This window comes from Kocuria sp. MNB10 (assembly GCF_054073685.1).
In genome coordinates, this window is sequence record NZ_CM133411.1 from 2,462,937 (window position 1) to 2,480,351 (window position 17,415).

Below are 17,415 nucleotides of genomic sequence, written 5' to 3' on the forward strand. Positions count from 1 at the left end.
CGGCGTGCTCGGGGCTCACCCTTGCCGATGCGCCCGGCCCGGGTTGCGCCCACGGGCTCACGCGGCGCTGACGCGCACGGCCTCCGTGAGGTGCCGGGCCGCCTGGACCACGATGTCCGCGTGCTTCCGACCGGGCTGCTTGGACAGGCGTTCGATGGGTCCCGAGATGGACACCGCGGCGATCACCCTGCCCGAGGGTCCACGCACGGGCGCGGAGACCGAGGCGATCCCCGGTTCGCGTTCGCCGATCGACTGGGCCCAGCCGCGGCGTCGTACCCCGGCGAGGGTCGTGGCGGAGAACCGCGCGTGATGCAGCCCCTCGATCAGGCGCGCGTGGTCCTCCCACGCCACGAGCACCTGCGCGGCGGAGCCCGCCTTCATGGACAACTGGGTGCCCACGGGGATCGTGTCGCGCAAGCCGATGGGCCGTTCGGCCGAGGCCACGCACACGCGCCACTCGCCCTGGCGGCGGAACACCTGGGAGGACTCACCGGTACTGTCCCGCAACTGCAGGAGCACGGGGGCCGCGGCAGAGATCAGTCGGTCCTCACCAGCGGCCGAGGCGAGCTCCACGAGGCGGGACCCGAGGACGAAGCGCCCGTGCACGTCCCGGCCCACGAACCGGTGATGGGCGAGCGCCACCGCGAGCCGGTGGGCGGTAGGTCGCGCGAGCCCCGTGGTCTCCACGAGATCCGCGAGGGAGGCCGCGCCGGCCTCGAGGGCGTCCAGGATGAGGGAGGCCTTGTCGATGACCCCCACGCCGGAGGGGGAGAACGAGGACTCCTCGGGCATGCCCGAGCCCGTCCCTCGGCCGCCCAGGGGAGAGCCCAGGGGGGCTCCGGAAGGATCCATCGCGTGCGTCGTGTCCATGCCTTGATATTGCCGTCTCACAATGCGAGAAGCAAGTCCGAGGAGTGGAACTGCTCGCCGCGAGCGATGACCATGATGGCAACGGTCACGTGCGGGACGCGCGAACGCCGCCCACGCGGCGTCGTCCACCGCACGCCAGGACACGAGCAGGAGTGACGAGATGACGAGCACACAGACCACCGCGCCGCGGACGCTGGCGGAGAAGGTGTGGAACGACCACCTGGTGCGCCAGGGTGAGGCCGGACGCCCCGACCTGATCTACATCGACCTCCACCTGCTCCACGAGGTCACGAGCCCCCAGGCCTTCGAAGGCCTGCGGCTGGCCGGACGCGGACTGCGGCGCACCGATCTGACGATCGCGACCGAGGATCACAACACGCCCACCGAAAACATCTTCTCGACCATCGCGGACGAGACCTCCCGCAAGCAGATCGAGACGCTGCGCCGCAACTGCGAGGAATTCGGTGTGCGGCTGCACTCCCTGGGGGACGCCGAACAGGGGATCGTGCACGTGGTGGGTCCGCAGCTGGGGCTGACCCAGCCGGGGATGACCGTGGTGTGCGGTGACTCCCACACATCCACGCACGGAGCCTTCGGGGCGCTCGCGTTCGGGATCGGCACGTCCGAGGTGGAGCACGTCATGGCCACCCAGACCCTCTCGCTCGCACCGTTCAAGACCATGGCCATCAATGTGGAGGGCACGCTCAAGCCGGGGGTCAGTTCCAAGGACATCATCCTGGCCGTGATCGCCAAGATCGGCACGGGCGGCGGGCAGGGTCACGTGCTCGAGTACCGCGGGTCCGCGATCCGCTCCCTGTCCATGGAAGCGCGCATGACGATCTGCAACATGTCGATCGAGGCGGGTGCGCGGGCGGGGATGATCGCGCCGGACCGAACCACGTTCGACTACGTCGAGGGCCGCCCGCACGCGCCGCAGGGTGAGGACTGGGACGCCGCCGTGGAGTACTGGAAGACCCTGCACACGGACGAGGGCGCCACGTTCGACCGCGAAGTGTTCATCAACGCGGATGAACTGGAGCCGTTCGTCACGTGGGGCACCAACCCGGGTCAGGGCGTGCCGCTGTCCCAGGCGGTCCCGGATCCGGAGGACGCCGGGGATGACAACGCCAAGGACGCCGCGCGGCGCGCCCTTGAGTACATGGGCCTGGAAGCCGGAACACCCATGAAGCAGATCCCCGTGGACACCGTGTTCCTGGGCTCGTGCACCAACTCCCGCATCGAGGACCTGCGGGCCGCCGCGGCGATCGTCAAGGGCCGCAGCAAGGCCGAAAACGTGCGGGTCATGGTTGTCCCCGGTTCCGCCAAGGTGCGCTTGCAGGCCGAGGCCGAGGGGCTGGACAAGGTGTTCACGGACTTCGGCGCGGACTGGCGCTTCGCGGGATGCTCCATGTGCCTCGGGATGAATCCGGACCAGTTGGCGCCGGGGGAGCGCTGCGCCTCCACGTCCAACCGCAACTTCGAGGGGCGCCAGGGCAAGGGCGGGCGCACCCACCTGGTGTCGCCGGTGGTCGCGGCGGCCACGGCCGTGCGGGGGACCCTCAGCGCGCCGTCGGACCTCGAGCCGGTGGCCTGAGCCCCGCAACCCGCCGCGACGTACACCACCAGAAAAGGACACAGCCATGGAGAAGTTCACCACCCACCGGGGCGTGGGTGCCCCGCTCAAGCAGTCGAACGTGGATACCGACCAGATCATCCCCGCCGTCTACCTCAAGCGCATCACCAAGACCGGTTTCGACGACGCCCTGTTCGCCGGGTGGCGCAAGAACCCCGAGTTCGTGCTCAACCAGCCCGAGTACCGCAACGCTTCCGTGCTCGTGGCCGGCGCGGACTTCGGTACGGGGTCGTCGCGCGAGCACGCCGTGTGGGCGCTGCGCGACTACGGGTTCAAGGCCGTGATCTCCTCCCGTTTCGCGGACATCTTCCGCGGCAACTCGGGCAAGCAGGGATTGCTTGCGGCGCAGGTGGACCAGTCGGACGTGGAGCTGCTGTGGAAGCTCATGGAGGAGCAGCCCGGCGTGGAGATCCAGGTGGACCTGGAGTCGCGCACCGTCACGTGCGGGCCCGTGACGGTGCCCTTCCAGATCGACGACTACACCCGCTGGCGGCTCATGGAGGGTCTCGACGACATCGGGTTGACCCTGCAGCATGAGGCGGACATCGATGCGTACGAGCGCACCCGCCCCGCGTTCAAGCCCACCACGCTGCCCGCCCGAACCTGAGTGGCGGCTGGACCGATCAGCGGTTCGAGCCGGTAGAATGTCGAGGTCCCGTGCGTGTTCCGCGCCCGGGAGATCCCTTCCCGCAGATCGGTAGGTCATGACTTCTTTGCGCATCACCGGCGGCGTTCCGCTGTCGGGTCAGGTGACGGTACGCGGCGCCAAGAACCTGGTTCCCAAGGCCATGGTGGCCGCGCTGCTCGGCTCCACTCCTTCCACGCTGGGCAACGTGCCGGAGATCAAGGACGTCAAGGTCGTCACGGACCTGCTGAGCCTGCACGGTGTGGAAGTCACGCGCGACGACGCCCGGGGTGAGTTGACGCTCGACCCCACCAACGTGACTCGTGCCCGCCATGCGGACATCGACGCCCACGCCGGCGACTCGCGGATCCCGATTCTGCTGTGCGGCCCGCTGTTGCACGCCCTGGGAGAGGCGTTCATCCCGGACCTGGGCGGGTGCCGGATCGGTGACCGACCCATCAACTACCACCTCGAGGTGCTGCGCAATTTCGGCGCCAAGGTGGAGAAGCTCGATTCGGGGATCCGGATGAGTGCACCGCACGGGTTGCAGGGCGCCAAGATCGACTTGCCGTACCCGTCCGTGGGGGCCACGGAACAGGTGCTGCTCTCCGCCACGCGTGCCGAGGGCCATACCGAGCTGCGCGGTGCCGCGACCGAGCCCGAGATCATGGACCTGATCGCGATCCTGCAGAAGATGGGCGCGCTCATCACCGTGCAGACGGACCGTGTGATCCGCATCGAGGGCGTTCCTGAACTCACGGGGTACGTGCACAGCGCGCTGCCCGACCGCATGGAGGCGGCGTCGTGGGGTTCCGCGGCACTGGCCACCGGTGGTGACATCTTCGTGGCCGGCGCCAAGCAGGCGGACATGATGACCTTCCTCAACACCTTCCGCAAGGTGGGCGGTGGGCTGGACATCCGCGAGGACGGCATTCGCTTCTACCACCCGGGCGGGGACCTCAACCCCCTGATCGTGGAGACGGACGTGCACCCCGGATTCATGACCGACTGGCAGCAACCGCTCGTGGTCGTGTTGACCCAGGCCAAGGGCGTGTCGATCGTGCACGAGACCGTGTACGAGAACCGTTTCGGCTTCACGCGCGCGCTCAACCGCATGGGCGCCGTGATCCAGTTGCACCGCGAGTGCCTGGGCTCGGTGCCGTGCCGCTTCGGACAGCGTAACTTCCTGCACTCCGCCGTGATCTCCGGCCCCACGCCGTTGCACGCCACCGACATCCACATCCCGGACCTGCGCGGCGGGTTCTCCCACCTGATCGCGGCGCTGTCCGCGGAGGGCGTCTCGCACGTGACCGGTGTGGAACTGATCAAGCGCGGCTACGAGCACTTCACCGACAAACTGGGTGGGCTGGGCGCGAACTTCACCGTCGACGAGCGGTGAGCCCCCGCCCGCACCGCACGGCTCACCCGATCGAGGGAACTGCAATCCGTCCAGCAAGGAGTGACAGCCCGGATGAGTAGGACCTCGCAGCGTTCCACGTTCCGCGTCCTCGCGGGGATGGTGATCCCCGTCTACCGACTGTTCGCCAGATCCCACTGGCGTGGCCGGGAGAACTTCCCGGACTCCGGCGGTTTCGTGGTTGTGGCCAACCACCTCACGGAGCTCGATCCGATCACCGTGGCCTACCCGGTGTACGCGTCCGGGATCATGCCGCGGTTCCTGGCTAAGGAGTCGTTGTTCCGGGTCCCGGTGGTGGGCACCATCATCGCGAAGATCGGGCAGGTCCCCGTGTACCGCGGAACCTCGCGCGCCAAGGACTCCCTGGTGGCCGCCCTGGCCGAACTCGACAGCGGCGGCGCCGTAATCGTGTATCCGGAGGGCACCATCACGCTGGACACCGAGATGTGGCCCATGCGCGGGCGCACGGGAGCCGCTCGTCTCGCGCTCAAGGCCGGCGTCCCGGTGGTGCCCATGGCGCACTGGGGGGACCAGGAGATCCTGTACCGGGACCCCAGCGGTCACCGCACGGTGAGCCTGTGGCCCCGTAAGCGCGTGGACGTGCTCGTGGGAGAGCCGATGCACCCGGAGGACCTCGTCCCCGGCGGTCTCCAGCGCCCTGGTCATCCGTCCTCCGACGAGCTCACGAAGGCCACCGAATCCATCATGGGTGCGATCACCGATCTGCTGGGTGAGTTGCGGCAAGAAGAAGCACCGCGCGAGCTCCTCGACCCGCGAGCCGGGAAGGTGGCCCCGTGACGCCGGATCCGAACGGTCCCCGCAAGGTCACCGTGCTGGGAGCGGGTTCGTGGGGCACCACGTTCGCCAAGGTCCTCGCGGACGCCGCCGCGGATGCCGGCGCCCAGCGCACCGTGTGTCTGTGGGGCCGCGATCCCGAGTCGATGCAGCGGATCGCCCGCGAGCACCGCAACGACCGCTACGTCCCGGAGATCGAGCTACCGGAAACCCTCGAGTATTCGAGCGACCTGCGCTCGGCGCTCGCGGGAGCGGACCTCGTGGTCGCCGCGATCCCCGCCCAATCGCTGCGCGCGCAACTGGGCGCGGCGGCGTCGTACGTGGAACCGGAGGCCGTGATCCTGTCCCTGGCCAAGGGACTCGAATCCGGGGCCGGGCTGCGGATGACCCAGGTGATCGCTCAGGTGCTCGCCGAACACACGCAGCGCACCGCGGAGGAGTGGGCCCGGCGTACGTGCGTGCTCTCGGGGCCCAACCTGGCCATGGAGATCGCGCGGGAGGAACCCACGGCGTCCGTGGTCGCGGCCACCGATCACGACACCGCCGCGTGGGTTGCGCGCTGCTGTGCCGCACCCTATTTCCGGCCCTACACGAACACGGACGTGATCGGCACCGAGATCGGCGGTCTCGTGAAGAACGTGATCGCCCTGTGCGTGGGGATCTGCGACGGCCGCGGCTACGGGGACAACTCCAAAGCTTCGGTCATGACGCGCGGCCTGGCCGAGACCACACGGCTGGCCCTGGCGCTGGGCGGCGACCTGACCACCTTGTCGGGGTTGTCCGGGATGGGCGACCTCGTGGCCACGTGCTCGTCCTCCCTGTCCCGCAACCACACGGCCGGTAGGCTCCTGGGGGCCGGACTGAGCCTCGAGCAGGTGCAGGACGCCATGACCCAGACCGCGGAGGGGATCAAGTCCGCCCCCGCGGTCCTCGCCCTCGCGCGCCACCACGGCGTGGACATGCCCATCACGGAGGCCGTGGTGAGCGTGCTGCGCAACGACGTTCCGGTCCACGAACTGGCGCCCAGGCTGTTGGGCCGCGATCTGAAATCCGAAGGGAACAGCGCATGAGCACCACCCACGAGAACCCCGAGTCCACCGCCGCGGGCAGTAAGCCGTGTGTCGCGGTCGTGTTCGGCGGGCGCTCGTCGGAACATTCCGTCTCCCTCATCACGGCGCGCTCGGTACTGCGGGCCATCGACCGTGACACGTGGGACGTGGTGAGTGTGGGGATCTCCACGGACGGCGCATGGTTCCTGTACTCCCAGGAGGAACTCGAGGCGCTGCTGGACGAGCAGCCCATGGCGCAGCTGCCCGTGGGGCGGCGACGAGTGAGCCTGCCCCTGCAGACGGGGGACAGCCGGCTGCTGATCCACGATTCGGACGAGCACGGTGCCGCCCTGACCCGCGGCCGCCACGTGGACATCGTCTTCCCGTTGCTGCACGGTCCGTTCGGTGAGGACGGGACCCTGCAGGGGCTGCTCGAGCTCGCGGACCTGCCGTACGTGGGGTGCGGCGTGGCGGCCTCGGCGATCGGGATGGACAAGCACTTCATGAAGCTCGCGTTCCAGGCCGCCGGACTCGAGGTGGGTCCGTACACCGTGGTCCACGACCGCACGTGGCGCACCAACCCGCAGGGCGTGCACCGCGCCGTCGCCGAGCTGGGCTTCCCGGTCTTCGTCAAGCCCGCGCGCGCCGGGTCGTCCTTCGGGATCACCCGGGTGGACGACCCCTCCGGACTGGACGCGGCCATCGAGACCGCGCGCGAACACGACCGCAAGCTCGTGATCGAGGCGGGCATCGACGGCCGTGAGATCGAGTGCGCCGTCCTGGGTGGCCACGGCACCGACGATGCCCGCGCATCCCTGCCCGGGGAGATCGAGGTGCAGGGTCACGCGTTCTACGACTTCGAGGCCAAGTACCTTGAGGACGACGGCGCTGCACTTTCGTGCCCCGCGAAGCTCCCGGAGGACGTGATCGACACGCTGCGCCGCGAGGCGGTGCGCGCATTTCACGCCGTGGACGGTGAGGGGCTCGCACGCTGCGACTTCTTCGTGACGCCCGATCACCGCGTGATCATCAACGAGATCAACACCATGCCCGGGTTCACCCCCATCTCCATGTACCCGCGCATGTGGGACGCGAGCGGGCTGCAGTATAGTGCACTGATCGACGAGTTGATCACCCTGGCGCTCGAACGGCCCGTGGGGCTGCGCTGAATCCGCCCACGCACGCCGCGTGAGGGTCGCGTGAACGCCGGGGTCGGAAGGGGCACCCCGTGTGGCACAAACGCGATGACATGATCGTCCACGAGACCGACCCGTACAACGCGGAACCACCCCGGTCGGGACTCCACGATCCGATCACGACCCCCGATTCCTTCTACGTGCGCAATCACGGCCAGGTGCCCGAGAACGACCCCGGGGACTGGGCGGTCACGGTCGACGGGCTCGTCGACGAGTCCGCGAGCTTCACGCCGGAACGGTTGCGGGAGGAGTTCACGCACCACACGCTCACGGCCACGATGCAGTGCGCGGGCAATCGCCGTGCCGGTTTCCTGCCCGTGCGTGACATCCCGGGGGAGGACCCGTGGGGACCCGGGGCCACCTCCACCGCGCTGTGGACCGGGGCTCGATTGTGCGACGTCCTGCGGTCGGTCGGTGTCGCGGACGGCGCCCGGCACGTGGAGTTCACGGCCTCGGACGTCTCCGACCTCGCGGATCCCCCGCAGGCCTACGGCGGGTCGATCCCGCTCGCCAAGGCGTTGTCGTCCGAGGTGCTGCTCGCGTGGACGATGAACGGCGAACCCCTGCCCGCGGTGCACGGGGCGCCCGTGCGCGTTGTCGTCCCCGGGTACGTGGGGGCGCGCAGCGTCAAGTGGTTGCGCGGGATCACGGTGCGCGCGGACCCGTCCGAGAACTACTTCCAGGCCACGGCCTATCGCGTCCTGCCGCCCGAGGCGGACCCGGATCACGCCGGGCCGGGGGACGGCATCACTCTGGGATCCGTCGCGTTGAACTGCGACATCCTGAGCCCGGGGGAGCACGAGCACGTTCCGGGCGGTCCGGTGCGCGTCACCGGGTACGCGTACGCGGGGGACGATCGCACGGTGGCGCGCGTGGACGTCTCCGGGGACGACGGGCGCACGTGGCACCAGGCCGAGCTGGATGCGGCGGCCTCCCCGTGGGCGTGGCAGCACTGGGAGGCACTCGTCCCGGTGACCGGGGCCGGGTCCCACGTCCTGATGGCCCGCGCGTGGGACAGCACCGGCGCGTGCCAGCCGGAGTCACCGCGAGCGCTGTGGAACCCCAAGGGTTACGTGAACAACTCGTGGGCCCGGGTGGAGGTCACGGTCGAGTGAGGCCGCCTTCTAGGGGCGGCCCTGCTGCTCCAGGGTGTCCTTGACGGACAGGCACTGCCGGGTCTGCTCGATGTTCTGCATGGCGGATCCCGTGTCCACGAGCGCGGTCGAGGACGGCACGCGGCTGCTGTCGAAGAGCACCTCCACCGCGGGGGAACGGCCGTAGGTCACCGCGCGCCACTGGTCCTTCTGATCCGGCACCTCGGAGATCAGCCAGTCCACGCCGTTGACGTTCGTGCACGGGTCCGTGGTGGGTCCCGGTTCCTCCGCGCCGCAGCGCACGATCATGGCCGACGGGTCCCCGTAGGCCGTGGTGCCCTGGCTCGAGGTCTCCCGCTGATCCATCCCGCTCACCGACTCGGGCATCGCGAGCATCACGGACGCGCAGTCGGGGTTGGCGTTGTCCGGGGCGCCGTCCACGGTCACGGTCGAACCGCACCCGGTGAGCACGAGCGCACCCACCACAGCCGCGCCGGCCACGCGGCGGCGGGACGACGACGTCGCTCGCGCCCTCCCGCGCCCCGCGGCGGCGTCGTGCCCTGCGCCCCGTACGACGCCGCGCAGCCGCGGCAGAGTCCCGGGGGCCTGCGCGGCGGATGTGGGCGTGGACGGGTGCTGCGAGGCCGGGGGAATCATGGCACCCAGGATAGGTGCTGCACCCGGGAGTTCGGTGACTGTGCCCGTCGGAGTGGCTCGCTAGTGTAAGGGACATGACGCACGAGCCCGCCGCCCCGCCCGGGACCACCGTGTCCCAGCTCAGCGAGACCGAGCTGCTGGACGCGTTCCTCCCGGGCGCCACCACGGACGGACCGCACGTCCTGGTGGGACCCGGGGACGACTGCGCCGTGATCGCGGCCCCCGGCGAGCGGGTCGTGGTCACCACGGACACGCTGACCGTGGACCAGGACTTCGCGACCGTGTGGCCGTGCGGTTACCGCACCACCGGCGCGGACGTGGGGCACAAGTGCGCCGCGCAGAACCTCGCGGACATCGCCGCCATGGGGGCCGTGCCCACGGCCATGGTCGTGTCCCTCACCATGCCGGGGGACACCCAGGTCGCATGGGTTTCCGAGTTCGCGGCGGGACTCTCGCGGGCCTTCGGTGAACTGGGCGCGGCGGAGTGCGCGCTCGTGGGCGGGGACCTCGGGTGGGGGCGGGAACTGTCCGTCACGGCCACGGTCCTGGGCAGGCTCGAGGGTGAGCACGTACTGCGCAGTGGGGCCGGACGGGGCGGGACCCTCGTGCACGTGGGCGTGCTCGGCCGCGCGGCGGCCGGACTGGACGCCCTGCAGACCCCCGTGCCGGGGCGCTGGGATGGCGTCCCCGAGCCCGAACGGACCGCGCTGCACCGCGCCCAACTGCGACCGGCCCCGCCCGTTTCCGTGGGGGCGGAACTCGCTCGGGCGGGGGCGATCGCCATGCTCGACATCTCGGACGGTCTGTTGCGCGATGTCCGCCGGATCGCACGAGCGAGCGGCGTGAGCATCGACCTGGACCCGCAGGCCCTGGAACCCGCGGTGCACACGCTCGCCCACGCGGGGGAGGCCGTTGGGGTGGACCCGTGGCAGTGGGTGCTCACGGGGGGTGAGGACCACGGTCTGCTCGCCGTGCTCCCTGTGGATTCCCCGCTGCCGTCCGGGGTCCGTGCGATAGGCTCGTGTGCGCCCTTGCCCCGCGGGGACGGCCCCCGGGGCGGTGGCTCGTCAGCAGGGAACGGAGCACGGCAGCGGCGCCACGAGCGCGGCACCGTGACCATTGCGGGCCGGAGCCCACGGCAGTGGTTCGGTCGCGACGTCGTCGAAGGATGGGATCACTTTGAGCCATAGAGCCGGCTCGTCCACCACCGAGATACGCAACTGGCTCGACGCCGCGCACCGTCGGCTGCGCGAGCACGCGGACGTCCTAGACGATCTCAACGTCTTCCCCGTCGCGGACGCGGACACCGGGGCGAACCTCAGCGCCACGGTGGGATTCGCGGCGGAGGCCGCGCACCTGATCGAGGGCAGGGACGTGGGCGAACTGCTCGTCTACGCGGGCCAGGCCGCCCTCGAGCAGGCCCGCGGGAACTCCGGCGTACTGGCCGCGGTGGCGTTGACCGCCATGGGCCAGGCGGTGGAGGGTTGCGTGCGGCTGACCGCCGCGCAGCTCAAGGCGGCGCTCATGGCAGCCCAGGTCCGGTGCTGGTCCGCACTCACCGAGCCCGTTCCGGGGACCATGATCTCCGTCCTGCAGGCCGCCGGGGAGGTACCCGTCCCGGACACCGCCGCGGAAGGGTCCAATCAGCAGCTCGTCGAGTGGCTGGACCTCATGGTGCGGGCCGCCACGCAGGCCGTTATCGACACCGTGGACCAGATTCCGGTGCTCTCTGAACGCGGCACGGTGGATTCCGGCGCGCTCGGCATGCTCGTCATCCTCGCGGCGCTGCGCACCGAACTCAGCGGGGAGGACTCGGCCGCGGACCCCGTGCAGGACATCGTCCGGGACCACGCGCTGCCGCTCACGAGTGACGAGCAGGAGCCCTCGGAGGGGTACGAGGTCATGGGCACCATGGACCTCTCCGCCCTGGACGCCGCCGAACTGCGCCACGAGCTCGACGACGCCGGGGACAGTGTGATCGTCAGCGCGGTCAGTGAGAACGAGAACGGGTACACGTGGCGCGTCCACGTGCACGTCGCGGACCCGGACACCGCGCTGGACCTCATGCGCCGGCGCGGCACCGCGCGCAATGTGACAGTGACGTCCCTCGCGGCGGAGCCACGGTGACCAGCCACCGGCCGGACGGGGATGCGCCTGCCGCGCCGCAGGGGTTGCCCGCCTTCGCGGACCTGCTGGACCAGCCCCTGACCCGTTACGTCCCCGGGAAGTCCCCGCGCTCCACGGTGTCCCTGCTGGCCCAGGACTTGGGGATCACCACGGTGGGCCAACTGCTGGACCACGCGCCCCGGCGTTACATCCGCCGGGGGAAGATCCAGGCGCTCACGGACCTGGTGGCGGGGGAGCGGACCTCGTTCGTCGCACGCGTCGAGAGCACAAGCACCCGGCGCATGCGCAGTGATCCTCGGCGCAGTCTCACGGACGTCACGGTCTCGGACGACTCCGGTGCCTACCTGAAGATCACGTTCTTCAACGCGTACTCCGCCCAGAAGGACCTCCCCGTGGGGGCGCTCGCCCTGTTCACGGGGAAACCGGAGTTCTACCGGGGGAACCTGTCGATGGCGGGCGCGGACTACGCCCTCGTGGACACCCCCGAATCGGTGTCCCGTGCCACCTCGGACTCCGGTGAGCTCATGCCCATCCCCGTGTACCCGGAGTCCGGCAAGCTCACCACGCCGCGGATCGGAAAGGTGGTCCAGCAAGTACTGCTCACCGCGGACTTGGACGCGATCCAGGACCCGCTGCCGCCCGACGTCGTCGCCGCGCAGGGACTGCCGGAACCGGGACAGGCCTACCGGGATCTGCACGTTCCCGAGACCGTGGCGGCCTACGAACGGGCGCGCAATCGGTTCCGGTTCCAGGAAGCGTTCGTCCTGCAGGCCGAGCTCGTGCGCCGTCGCGCGGAGCACGCCGCGCATCCGGTGGCCCCGCGACCCCCGCGGGAGGACGGCCTGTTGGCCCGCTTCGACGCCTCCCTGCCCTTCGCCCTGACCCCTGGCCAGCGGGCGGTCGGGGAGGAGATCTCCCGGGAGATCGCGGGCACCGCACCCATGAACCGGTTGCTGCAGGGCGATGTGGGCTCCGGTAAGACCGTGGTCGCGCTGCGGGCCATGCTCCAGGTCGTGGACCACGGCGGTCAGGCGGCCATGCTCGCCCCCACCGAGGTGCTCGCCGCGCAGCACCACGAGAAGATCACGGCCGCGCTGGGCCCCCTCGCCATGGCCGGGCAGCTGGGTGGGGACCCGGAGGCCACACGGGTCACCCTGCTCACCGGCAGCATGTCCGCACCCGCCCGCCGTAAGGCCCTCCTGGACATCGCCAGCGGCGCCGCGGGCATCGTGGTGGGCACCCATGCCCTGATCCAGGACGCGGTGCAGTTCGCGGACCTCGGCTTGGCCGTCGTGGACGAGCAGCACCGCTTCGGCGTGGAACAACGCGACGCCCTCCGGGACAAGGCCGGCCAGGCCCCGCACACCCTCGTGATGACGGCCACACCCATCCCGCGCACCGTGGCCATGACGGTCTTCGGCGACCTGGACGTAAGCACACTGCGGGAGTTGCCGGGCGGGCGCCAACCCATCGGCACGTTCGTCGTGGGCCTCGCCGAGCACGGCCCGGCCTGGGAACGCCGCGTGTGGGCGCTCGCCGCGGAGCACGTCGCGCGCGGTCGGCAGGTCTACGTCGTCGCGCCCAAGATCGGCGATGACGCCGCGGTGCCCCCCTTCGAGAGCCTGCGCGATTCCATCGAGACGCAAGAGGAAGATCTCGAGCCCGCGACCGTCACGTGGCTCACCGAGCTCGTGGCCGCACAGCCCGAACTCCGGGGCGCCCGCGTGGCCGTGCTGCACGGGCGCCAGGACGCGCCACTCAAGGCTCGCACCATGGCGGACTTCGCGGCGGGGAACACCGACGTACTGGTTTCCACCACGGTGATCGAGGTCGGGGTGGACGTCCCCAACGCCACGCTCATGATCATCGCGGACCCGGAACGGTTCGGGATTTCCCAACTACACCAGCTGCGCGGGCGGATCGGGCGCGGTGAGCACCCGGGCACGTGCTTGCTCGTGACCCGCACACCCCCCGATCATCCCGGGCGCGCGCGTCTCGACGCCGTGGCCGCGACCACGGACGGCTTCGATCTCGCGGAAGTCGATCTGAGCCTGCGCAAGGAGGGGGACATCCTGGGCGCGTCCCAGTCCGGGGGCCGCTCCGGCCTACGGTGGATCAGTGCACTGCGGGACGAGGCCCTCGTCGCACGGGCCAGGGCCGCCGCGGAGATCGTGATCCACGACGACCCGCAGCTCACCGAACACCCCGCCCTGCGTGCGGCGATCACACGGGTCCTGGACGAGGACCGACAAGCATTCCTGGAGCGAGGATGACACGGATCATAGCCGGACGAGCCGGCGGCCAACGCCTGAAGTCGGTGCCCGGCTCGGCCACACGACCCACGACCGACCGGGTCAAGGAATCACTGTTCGCCCGGCTCGACGCCTGGGGCATGTGTGAGGGCGCACGCGTCCTCGACCTCTTCGCGGGCTCGGGCGCCCTGGGCCTCGAGGCGGCGAGCCGCGGAGCCGCGACCGTCACGCTCGTGGAACGAGCGGCCGTGGCGGCGGCGGTGTGTCGGGAGAACGCGACGCTCGTAGCGGCGTCGTGCCCGGACACCAAGATCACCACCGTGCAGTCCGCCGTGGCCGGGTACCTGGGTCGCGCCGCGCACCACCGCTGGGACCTCGTGCTCGCCGACCCGCCCTACCCTCTGGACAACGATGAGCTCGCCCGGACGCTCTCGCGGCTCGCGGGTCGGCTGGGGCCGGGCGGGGTGATCGCGGTCGAGCGTTCCACACGCACCGAGGAGCCCGCGTGGCCCCGCGGCCTGCGCCGTTTCGAGGACGGCGAGCATGGCGAGACCCGCTTGTGGTTCCTCGAAGCGGACGACGACGCGCCCGGTGCCTCGGACGCGGACTGACCTCGGCGGTACCCCGGCCCGGGCGTCGTCGACCCGGGCCCCTGCGCGGTCGACCTGGTCAGCTGCACCGGCTCAGGCACCTCGCGAGCCGGAGCTGCGCGAGGCCGAGCGCGCCGTCGTCGGCGCCCGGTAACGGCCTGTCAGACCGCGGCGGCGAGTCCCGCCATGGCCCCGCGCAGCACGTCCGTGCGCTTGCAGAACGCCAACCGCAGCCAGTCCGCGTACAGCCCCCGGTTCGCGGGACCCGCGAACGCCGAGACCGGGATGCCCACCAGACCCGCGTTCTCGGCCCAGTGCCGGCCGAGGTCTGTGGCGTTGTCCACCCCGGCGAGCGCGTAGTGATCGCTCACGTCCGCGACCGCGAAGAACGTGCCCTCGGGAACCGGCGGGGTCAGCCCGGCCTCCCGCAGCCCGGCCACGAGCACGTCTCGGCGCTCGCGGTAGTCCTCGAGCAGCGCATCGTAGAACGCGGGCGGGAAACTCAGTGCATGGGCCACGGCGTGCTGCAGCGGGGCGGCCGCGCTGTGCGAAAGATAGCTCTTCACGGCGATGACCCCGCGCATCAGCTCGGGCGGGCCGCTCACCCAGCCCACGCGCCAGCCCGTGGCGGAGAACGTCTTCCCCGCGGAGGACACGCTCAGGGTGCGCTCCGCAGCCCCGGGCAGGGAGGCGATGGGCTCATGGGGCCCGGCGAACCGGAGGTGCTCGTACACCTCGTCGGTCACGATCACGGCGTCGAACTCCGTGGCGAGCTCCACGAGCAGTTCCTTGAACTCGCGGGACGCCACCGTGCCCGTGGGGTTGTGCGGGTCGTTGAGTATCACGGCGCGGGTGCGGGGGGAGAACGCGGCGCGCACGTCGTCCGGGTCCGGCGTGAAGGTCGGGGGGAGCAGGGGGACGGGCACGGGTGTGGCCCCGGCGAATTCCACGACCGCACCGTAGAGGTCGTAGCGCGGCTCGAACACGACCACTTCGTCCCCGGGTTGCAGCACGGACAGCAGTGCGGTGGTCATACCCTCGGTCGCGCCCGCGCTCACCGCGATCTGCGAATCGGGGTCGAGGTGCAGACCGTAGTGGTCGCGCTGGTGCTTAGCCACCGCCTGGCGCAATGCGGGGACGCCGATGATGGGCGCGTACTGGTGGTGCCCGGTGTGCAGGGCGGCCACCGCGGCGTCGACCATGGGCTGCGGCGGCGCGAAATCCGGGAACCCCTGACCGAGGTTCACCGAGCCGGTGCGCGTGGCGAGCGCCGTCATCTCTTCGAAGACCGTGGAACGGAGGGCCCCGGAGGGATCCAGCAGCCCGCCGCCTGCGGCCATGCGCTGCCATGGCTGGGCGCCGGGCAGCTCCCGGGCGGGATCGGCGCGGGGTGCGGCCGCGGGCGAGTGGTCGTGAGCGTCTGCGATCATGGGCCCAGTCTAGGAACCCCTGCCGCTAGGGTGGTGCCATGCGACGCGCCATCTGCCCGGGGTCGTTCGACCCGCTGCACCTGGGACACTGCGCGGTGATCCACCGCGCTGCCCGCCTGTTCGACGAGGTGATCGTGGCCGTGTCCACGAACCCCCACAAGACCCACCGCTTCAGCGAGGACACCCGGATCAAACTGGTGCGCGAGGTGTTCGCGGACGAACCGGCCGTGATCGTGGAACCGCTCGCATCGGGGCTGATCGCGGACTACGCGGAGCGCCGGGAGGCGGTGGCCCTGATCAAGGGACTACGCAACAGCGCGGACTACGACTACGAACTGCCCATGGCCACCATGAACCGTTCCCTCACGGGCGTGGAGACGGTGTTCCTGCCGGGGGAGCCGTCCCTGTTGCACGTGTCCTCGTCCCTCGTGATGGAGGTCGCGGCACTCGGGGGAGACGTCGCGTCGTTCGTTCCCGACCCCGTCCTGCGGGCCATCGAACGGCGCTGAGGGGCCCGGCGGAATTGCCAGGTTGGGCATGGCCGCGGGGTGGTAGAGCTCGACCCCGTTGATCGAGTCCCTGACCAGCACCTCGGTGGAACGCACCGTGGAAGTGATCCTGTCCGTGTTGCTGTTCATGGACGCTTTGGACATCCGCGACGCCCCGCGTCGCAGCCGCACCCCGGTGCTGCGCGTGCTGTTCCTGGCCCTGCCCCTCAGTCTCATCGCGGTGTTCTTCGCCGCCATGTACCTGCTGCCGGACGTCCGGTTGTCCCTGTGCCTCGTGCTGGCCTGCATCCTGGTCCCGAGCGACCTGGCCCGAACGCGCCACGATCGCGTGGCTGGATCCGCGCGGGATCGATACGCAGATCGGGATCATCCTGGATTGTGTGGTCATGGTCGTGTTCTGCTCCGTGATGCTGCATGGTCTCACCGCGCCGCTGATCGGGCGGGCCGTCGCCCGGCGAGAGCCCGCGGATGCCACGGCCGTGCGTCCGGAGGGCATCCGGACGGGGCCCGTGGGATGAACCGACGAGGGTCGGCATGCTAAGGTGGTCTGTCGGCCAGTGTCGTTAGCCAGGAGTTTCGTGAATCACCGCAACAGTTCAGCCCTCACGTTCAACGTCAGGGATCTCGAACACCGACCGGGGACCATGGAAACCCTGGATGTCGAGGCACCCGCACCGAAGGACTTCGGTACGGCGCTCATCGGCTCGCCGGAGGGCGCGCCCATGGATTTGCAGCTGCGCCTGGAATCCGTCCACGACGGTATTCTGGTGTCCGGAACCGTGATCGTGAGCGTTCACGGGGAATGCAGTAGATGCCTCGACCCCATCGACTACGAACTACCGGTCGACGTGCAAGAACTTTTCGTCTTCGATCCGTCCCCCCAGGGTGACGAGAACGTCGAGGACGAGCAAGTGTATGAAGTGCGGGACGAGGAGATCGACCTCGAACCGATGCTTCGGGACGCAGTGATCACACAACTGCCGTTCCAACCGGTGTGCCGGGCTGACTGCCCGGGCCTGTGCGCCCAGTGCGGCGCACGGCTCGAGAACGACCCGGACCACCACCACGACGTCCTGGATCCCCGCTGGTCCGCCCTGCAGGGGCTGACGACCGAATCGGGGGATCCGCAGGCGTCGGAGCCGACAACCGATACGAGAGAAGAGAGATAGCC

At 70.2% G+C, this 17,415-nt stretch carries 17 protein-coding genes; 14 read left to right on the top strand and 3 right to left on the bottom strand.

The genetic code is table 11. The features are described 5' to 3' along the window. Positions 1-57 precede the first annotated feature (57 nt). The gene (locus ACW9PK_RS11215) at positions 58-870 is read right to left on the bottom strand and encodes an IclR family transcriptional regulator (protein ID WP_085106309.1); all 813 of its coding nucleotides are present in this window, start codon (positions 868-870) and stop codon (positions 58-60) included. Between the two features lie 160 nt (positions 871-1,030). Here ACW9PK_RS11215 and leuC point away from each other — a divergent pair, with 160 nt between their 5' ends. From leuC to ACW9PK_RS11250, 7 genes are all read left to right on the top strand, one after another. Further along, the gene (gene leuC, locus ACW9PK_RS11220) at positions 1,031-2,464 is read left to right on the top strand and encodes a 3-isopropylmalate dehydratase large subunit (protein ID WP_085106308.1); all 1,434 of its coding nucleotides are present in this window, start codon (positions 1,031-1,033) and stop codon (positions 2,462-2,464) included. Between the two features lie 46 nt (positions 2,465-2,510). After that, positions 2,511-3,110, top strand: coding sequence for a 3-isopropylmalate dehydratase small subunit (leuD, locus tag ACW9PK_RS11225; RefSeq protein ID WP_035964598.1), 600 nt, complete (start codon positions 2,511-2,513; stop codon positions 3,108-3,110). A 97-nt stretch (positions 3,111-3,207) separates the two neighbouring features. Beyond that, positions 3,208-4,527, top strand: a complete 1,320-nt coding sequence (murA, locus tag ACW9PK_RS11230; RefSeq protein WP_064845678.1) for a UDP-N-acetylglucosamine 1-carboxyvinyltransferase — start codon at positions 3,208-3,210, stop codon at positions 4,525-4,527. Between the two features lie 72 nt (positions 4,528-4,599). Next, complete coding sequence (locus ACW9PK_RS11235; RefSeq protein WP_457015900.1) at positions 4,600-5,343, top strand: lysophospholipid acyltransferase family protein; 744 nt, start codon at positions 4,600-4,602, stop codon at positions 5,341-5,343. After that, complete coding sequence (locus ACW9PK_RS11240) at positions 5,340-6,410, top strand: NAD(P)H-dependent glycerol-3-phosphate dehydrogenase (protein ID WP_457015902.1); 1,071 nt, start codon at positions 5,340-5,342, stop codon at positions 6,408-6,410. Before ACW9PK_RS11235 ends, ACW9PK_RS11240 begins: the two co-directional genes overlap by 4 nt. Next, complete coding sequence (locus ACW9PK_RS11245; protein ID WP_085106304.1) at positions 6,407-7,558, top strand: D-alanine--D-alanine ligase family protein; 1,152 nt, start codon at positions 6,407-6,409, stop codon at positions 7,556-7,558. The genes ACW9PK_RS11240 and ACW9PK_RS11245 overlap by 4 nt, the downstream gene beginning before the upstream one ends. 59 nt (positions 7,559-7,617) lie before the next feature. Beyond that, positions 7,618-8,700, top strand: coding sequence for a sulfite oxidase (locus ACW9PK_RS11250; protein WP_457015904.1), 1,083 nt, complete (start codon positions 7,618-7,620; stop codon positions 8,698-8,700). A 9-nt stretch (positions 8,701-8,709) separates the two neighbouring features. On the opposite strand, the gene ACW9PK_RS11255 is transcribed toward ACW9PK_RS11250, so the two are convergent. Next, on the bottom strand, positions 8,710-9,336 hold the full coding sequence (locus tag ACW9PK_RS11255; protein ID WP_367404735.1) for a DUF3515 family protein: 627 nt from the start codon (positions 9,334-9,336) through the stop codon (positions 8,710-8,712). Positions 9,337-9,410: 74 nt separating this feature from the next. Here ACW9PK_RS11255 and thiL point away from each other — a divergent pair, with 74 nt between their 5' ends. From thiL to rsmD, 4 genes are read left to right on the top strand one after another with little or no spacing between them, the layout of a single operon-like run. Further along, positions 9,411-10,526, top strand: coding sequence for a thiamine-phosphate kinase (thiL, locus tag ACW9PK_RS11260; RefSeq protein WP_457015907.1), 1,116 nt, complete (start codon positions 9,411-9,413; stop codon positions 10,524-10,526). After that, complete coding sequence (locus ACW9PK_RS11265; protein WP_368844401.1) at positions 10,516-11,463, top strand: DAK2 domain-containing protein; 948 nt, start codon at positions 10,516-10,518, stop codon at positions 11,461-11,463. Before thiL ends, ACW9PK_RS11265 begins: the two co-directional genes overlap by 11 nt. A 44-nt stretch (positions 11,464-11,507) precedes the next feature. Next, complete coding sequence (locus tag ACW9PK_RS11270) at positions 11,508-13,736, top strand: ATP-dependent DNA helicase RecG (protein WP_457017208.1); 2,229 nt, start codon at positions 11,508-11,510, stop codon at positions 13,734-13,736. Beyond that, positions 13,733-14,326 carry a 16S rRNA (guanine(966)-N(2))-methyltransferase RsmD gene (rsmD, locus tag ACW9PK_RS11275; RefSeq protein ID WP_064845671.1) on the top strand — a complete coding sequence of 198 codons (594 nt, stop codon included), beginning with the start codon at positions 13,733-13,735 and terminating at the stop codon, positions 14,324-14,326. Before ACW9PK_RS11270 ends, rsmD begins: the two co-directional genes overlap by 4 nt. Before the next feature lie 140 nt (positions 14,327-14,466). Here rsmD and ACW9PK_RS11280 read toward each other — a convergent pair whose 3' ends face one another. Continuing rightward, positions 14,467-15,645 (bottom strand): aminotransferase class I/II-fold pyridoxal phosphate-dependent enzyme, encoded by a 1,179-nt coding sequence (locus tag ACW9PK_RS11280; RefSeq protein ID WP_457017210.1) that lies wholly within the window; start codon positions 15,643-15,645, stop codon positions 14,467-14,469. Positions 15,646-15,773: 128 nt separating this feature from the next. Between ACW9PK_RS11280 and coaD the strand changes: the two genes are divergently transcribed. The 3 genes from coaD to ACW9PK_RS11295 are packed head-to-tail and all read left to right on the top strand — an operon-like array spanning position 15,774 to position 17,413. Further along, on the top strand, positions 15,774-16,244 hold the full coding sequence (gene coaD / locus ACW9PK_RS11285) for a pantetheine-phosphate adenylyltransferase (protein ID WP_457015910.1): 471 nt from the start codon (positions 15,774-15,776) through the stop codon (positions 16,242-16,244). A gap of 58 nt (positions 16,245-16,302) precedes the next feature. Continuing rightward, positions 16,303-16,785 (top strand): hypothetical protein, encoded by a 483-nt coding sequence (locus tag ACW9PK_RS11290; protein ID WP_457015912.1) that lies wholly within the window; start codon positions 16,303-16,305, stop codon positions 16,783-16,785. A gap of 37 nt (positions 16,786-16,822) precedes the next feature. After that, a complete protein-coding gene (locus ACW9PK_RS11295; RefSeq protein ID WP_144930776.1) occupies positions 16,823-17,413 on the top strand; it encodes a YceD family protein in 591 nt (196 codons plus the stop codon). Positions 17,414-17,415: the final 2 nt, after the last annotated feature.

Coding starts and splice junctions, on each gene's coding strand:
- ACW9PK_RS11280 (WP_457017210.1), bottom strand. CDS start 15,645: ATGGCCGCAGGCGGCGGGCTGCTGGATCCCTCCGGGGCCCTCCGTTCC.
- ACW9PK_RS11235 (WP_457015900.1), top strand. CDS start 4,600: ATGAGTAGGACCTCGCAGCGTTCCACGTTCCGCGTCCTCGCGGGGATG.
- ACW9PK_RS11215 (WP_085106309.1), bottom strand. CDS start 870: ATGGACACGACGCACGCGATGGATCCTTCCGGAGCCCCCCTGGGCTCT.
- thiL (WP_457015907.1), top strand. CDS start 9,411: ATGACGCACGAGCCCGCCGCCCCGCCCGGGACCACCGTGTCCCAGCTC.
- leuD (WP_035964598.1), top strand. CDS start 2,511: ATGGAGAAGTTCACCACCCACCGGGGCGTGGGTGCCCCGCTCAAGCAG.
- ACW9PK_RS11245 (WP_085106304.1), top strand. CDS start 6,407: ATGAGCACCACCCACGAGAACCCCGAGTCCACCGCCGCGGGCAGTAAG.
- rsmD (WP_064845671.1), top strand. CDS start 13,733: ATGACACGGATCATAGCCGGACGAGCCGGCGGCCAACGCCTGAAGTCG.
- murA (WP_064845678.1), top strand. CDS start 3,208: ATGACTTCTTTGCGCATCACCGGCGGCGTTCCGCTGTCGGGTCAGGTG.
- ACW9PK_RS11255 (WP_367404735.1), bottom strand. CDS start 9,336: ATGATTCCCCCGGCCTCGCAGCACCCGTCCACGCCCACATCCGCCGCG.
- leuC (WP_085106308.1), top strand. CDS start 1,031: ATGACGAGCACACAGACCACCGCGCCGCGGACGCTGGCGGAGAAGGTG.
- coaD (WP_457015910.1), top strand. CDS start 15,774: ATGCGACGCGCCATCTGCCCGGGGTCGTTCGACCCGCTGCACCTGGGA.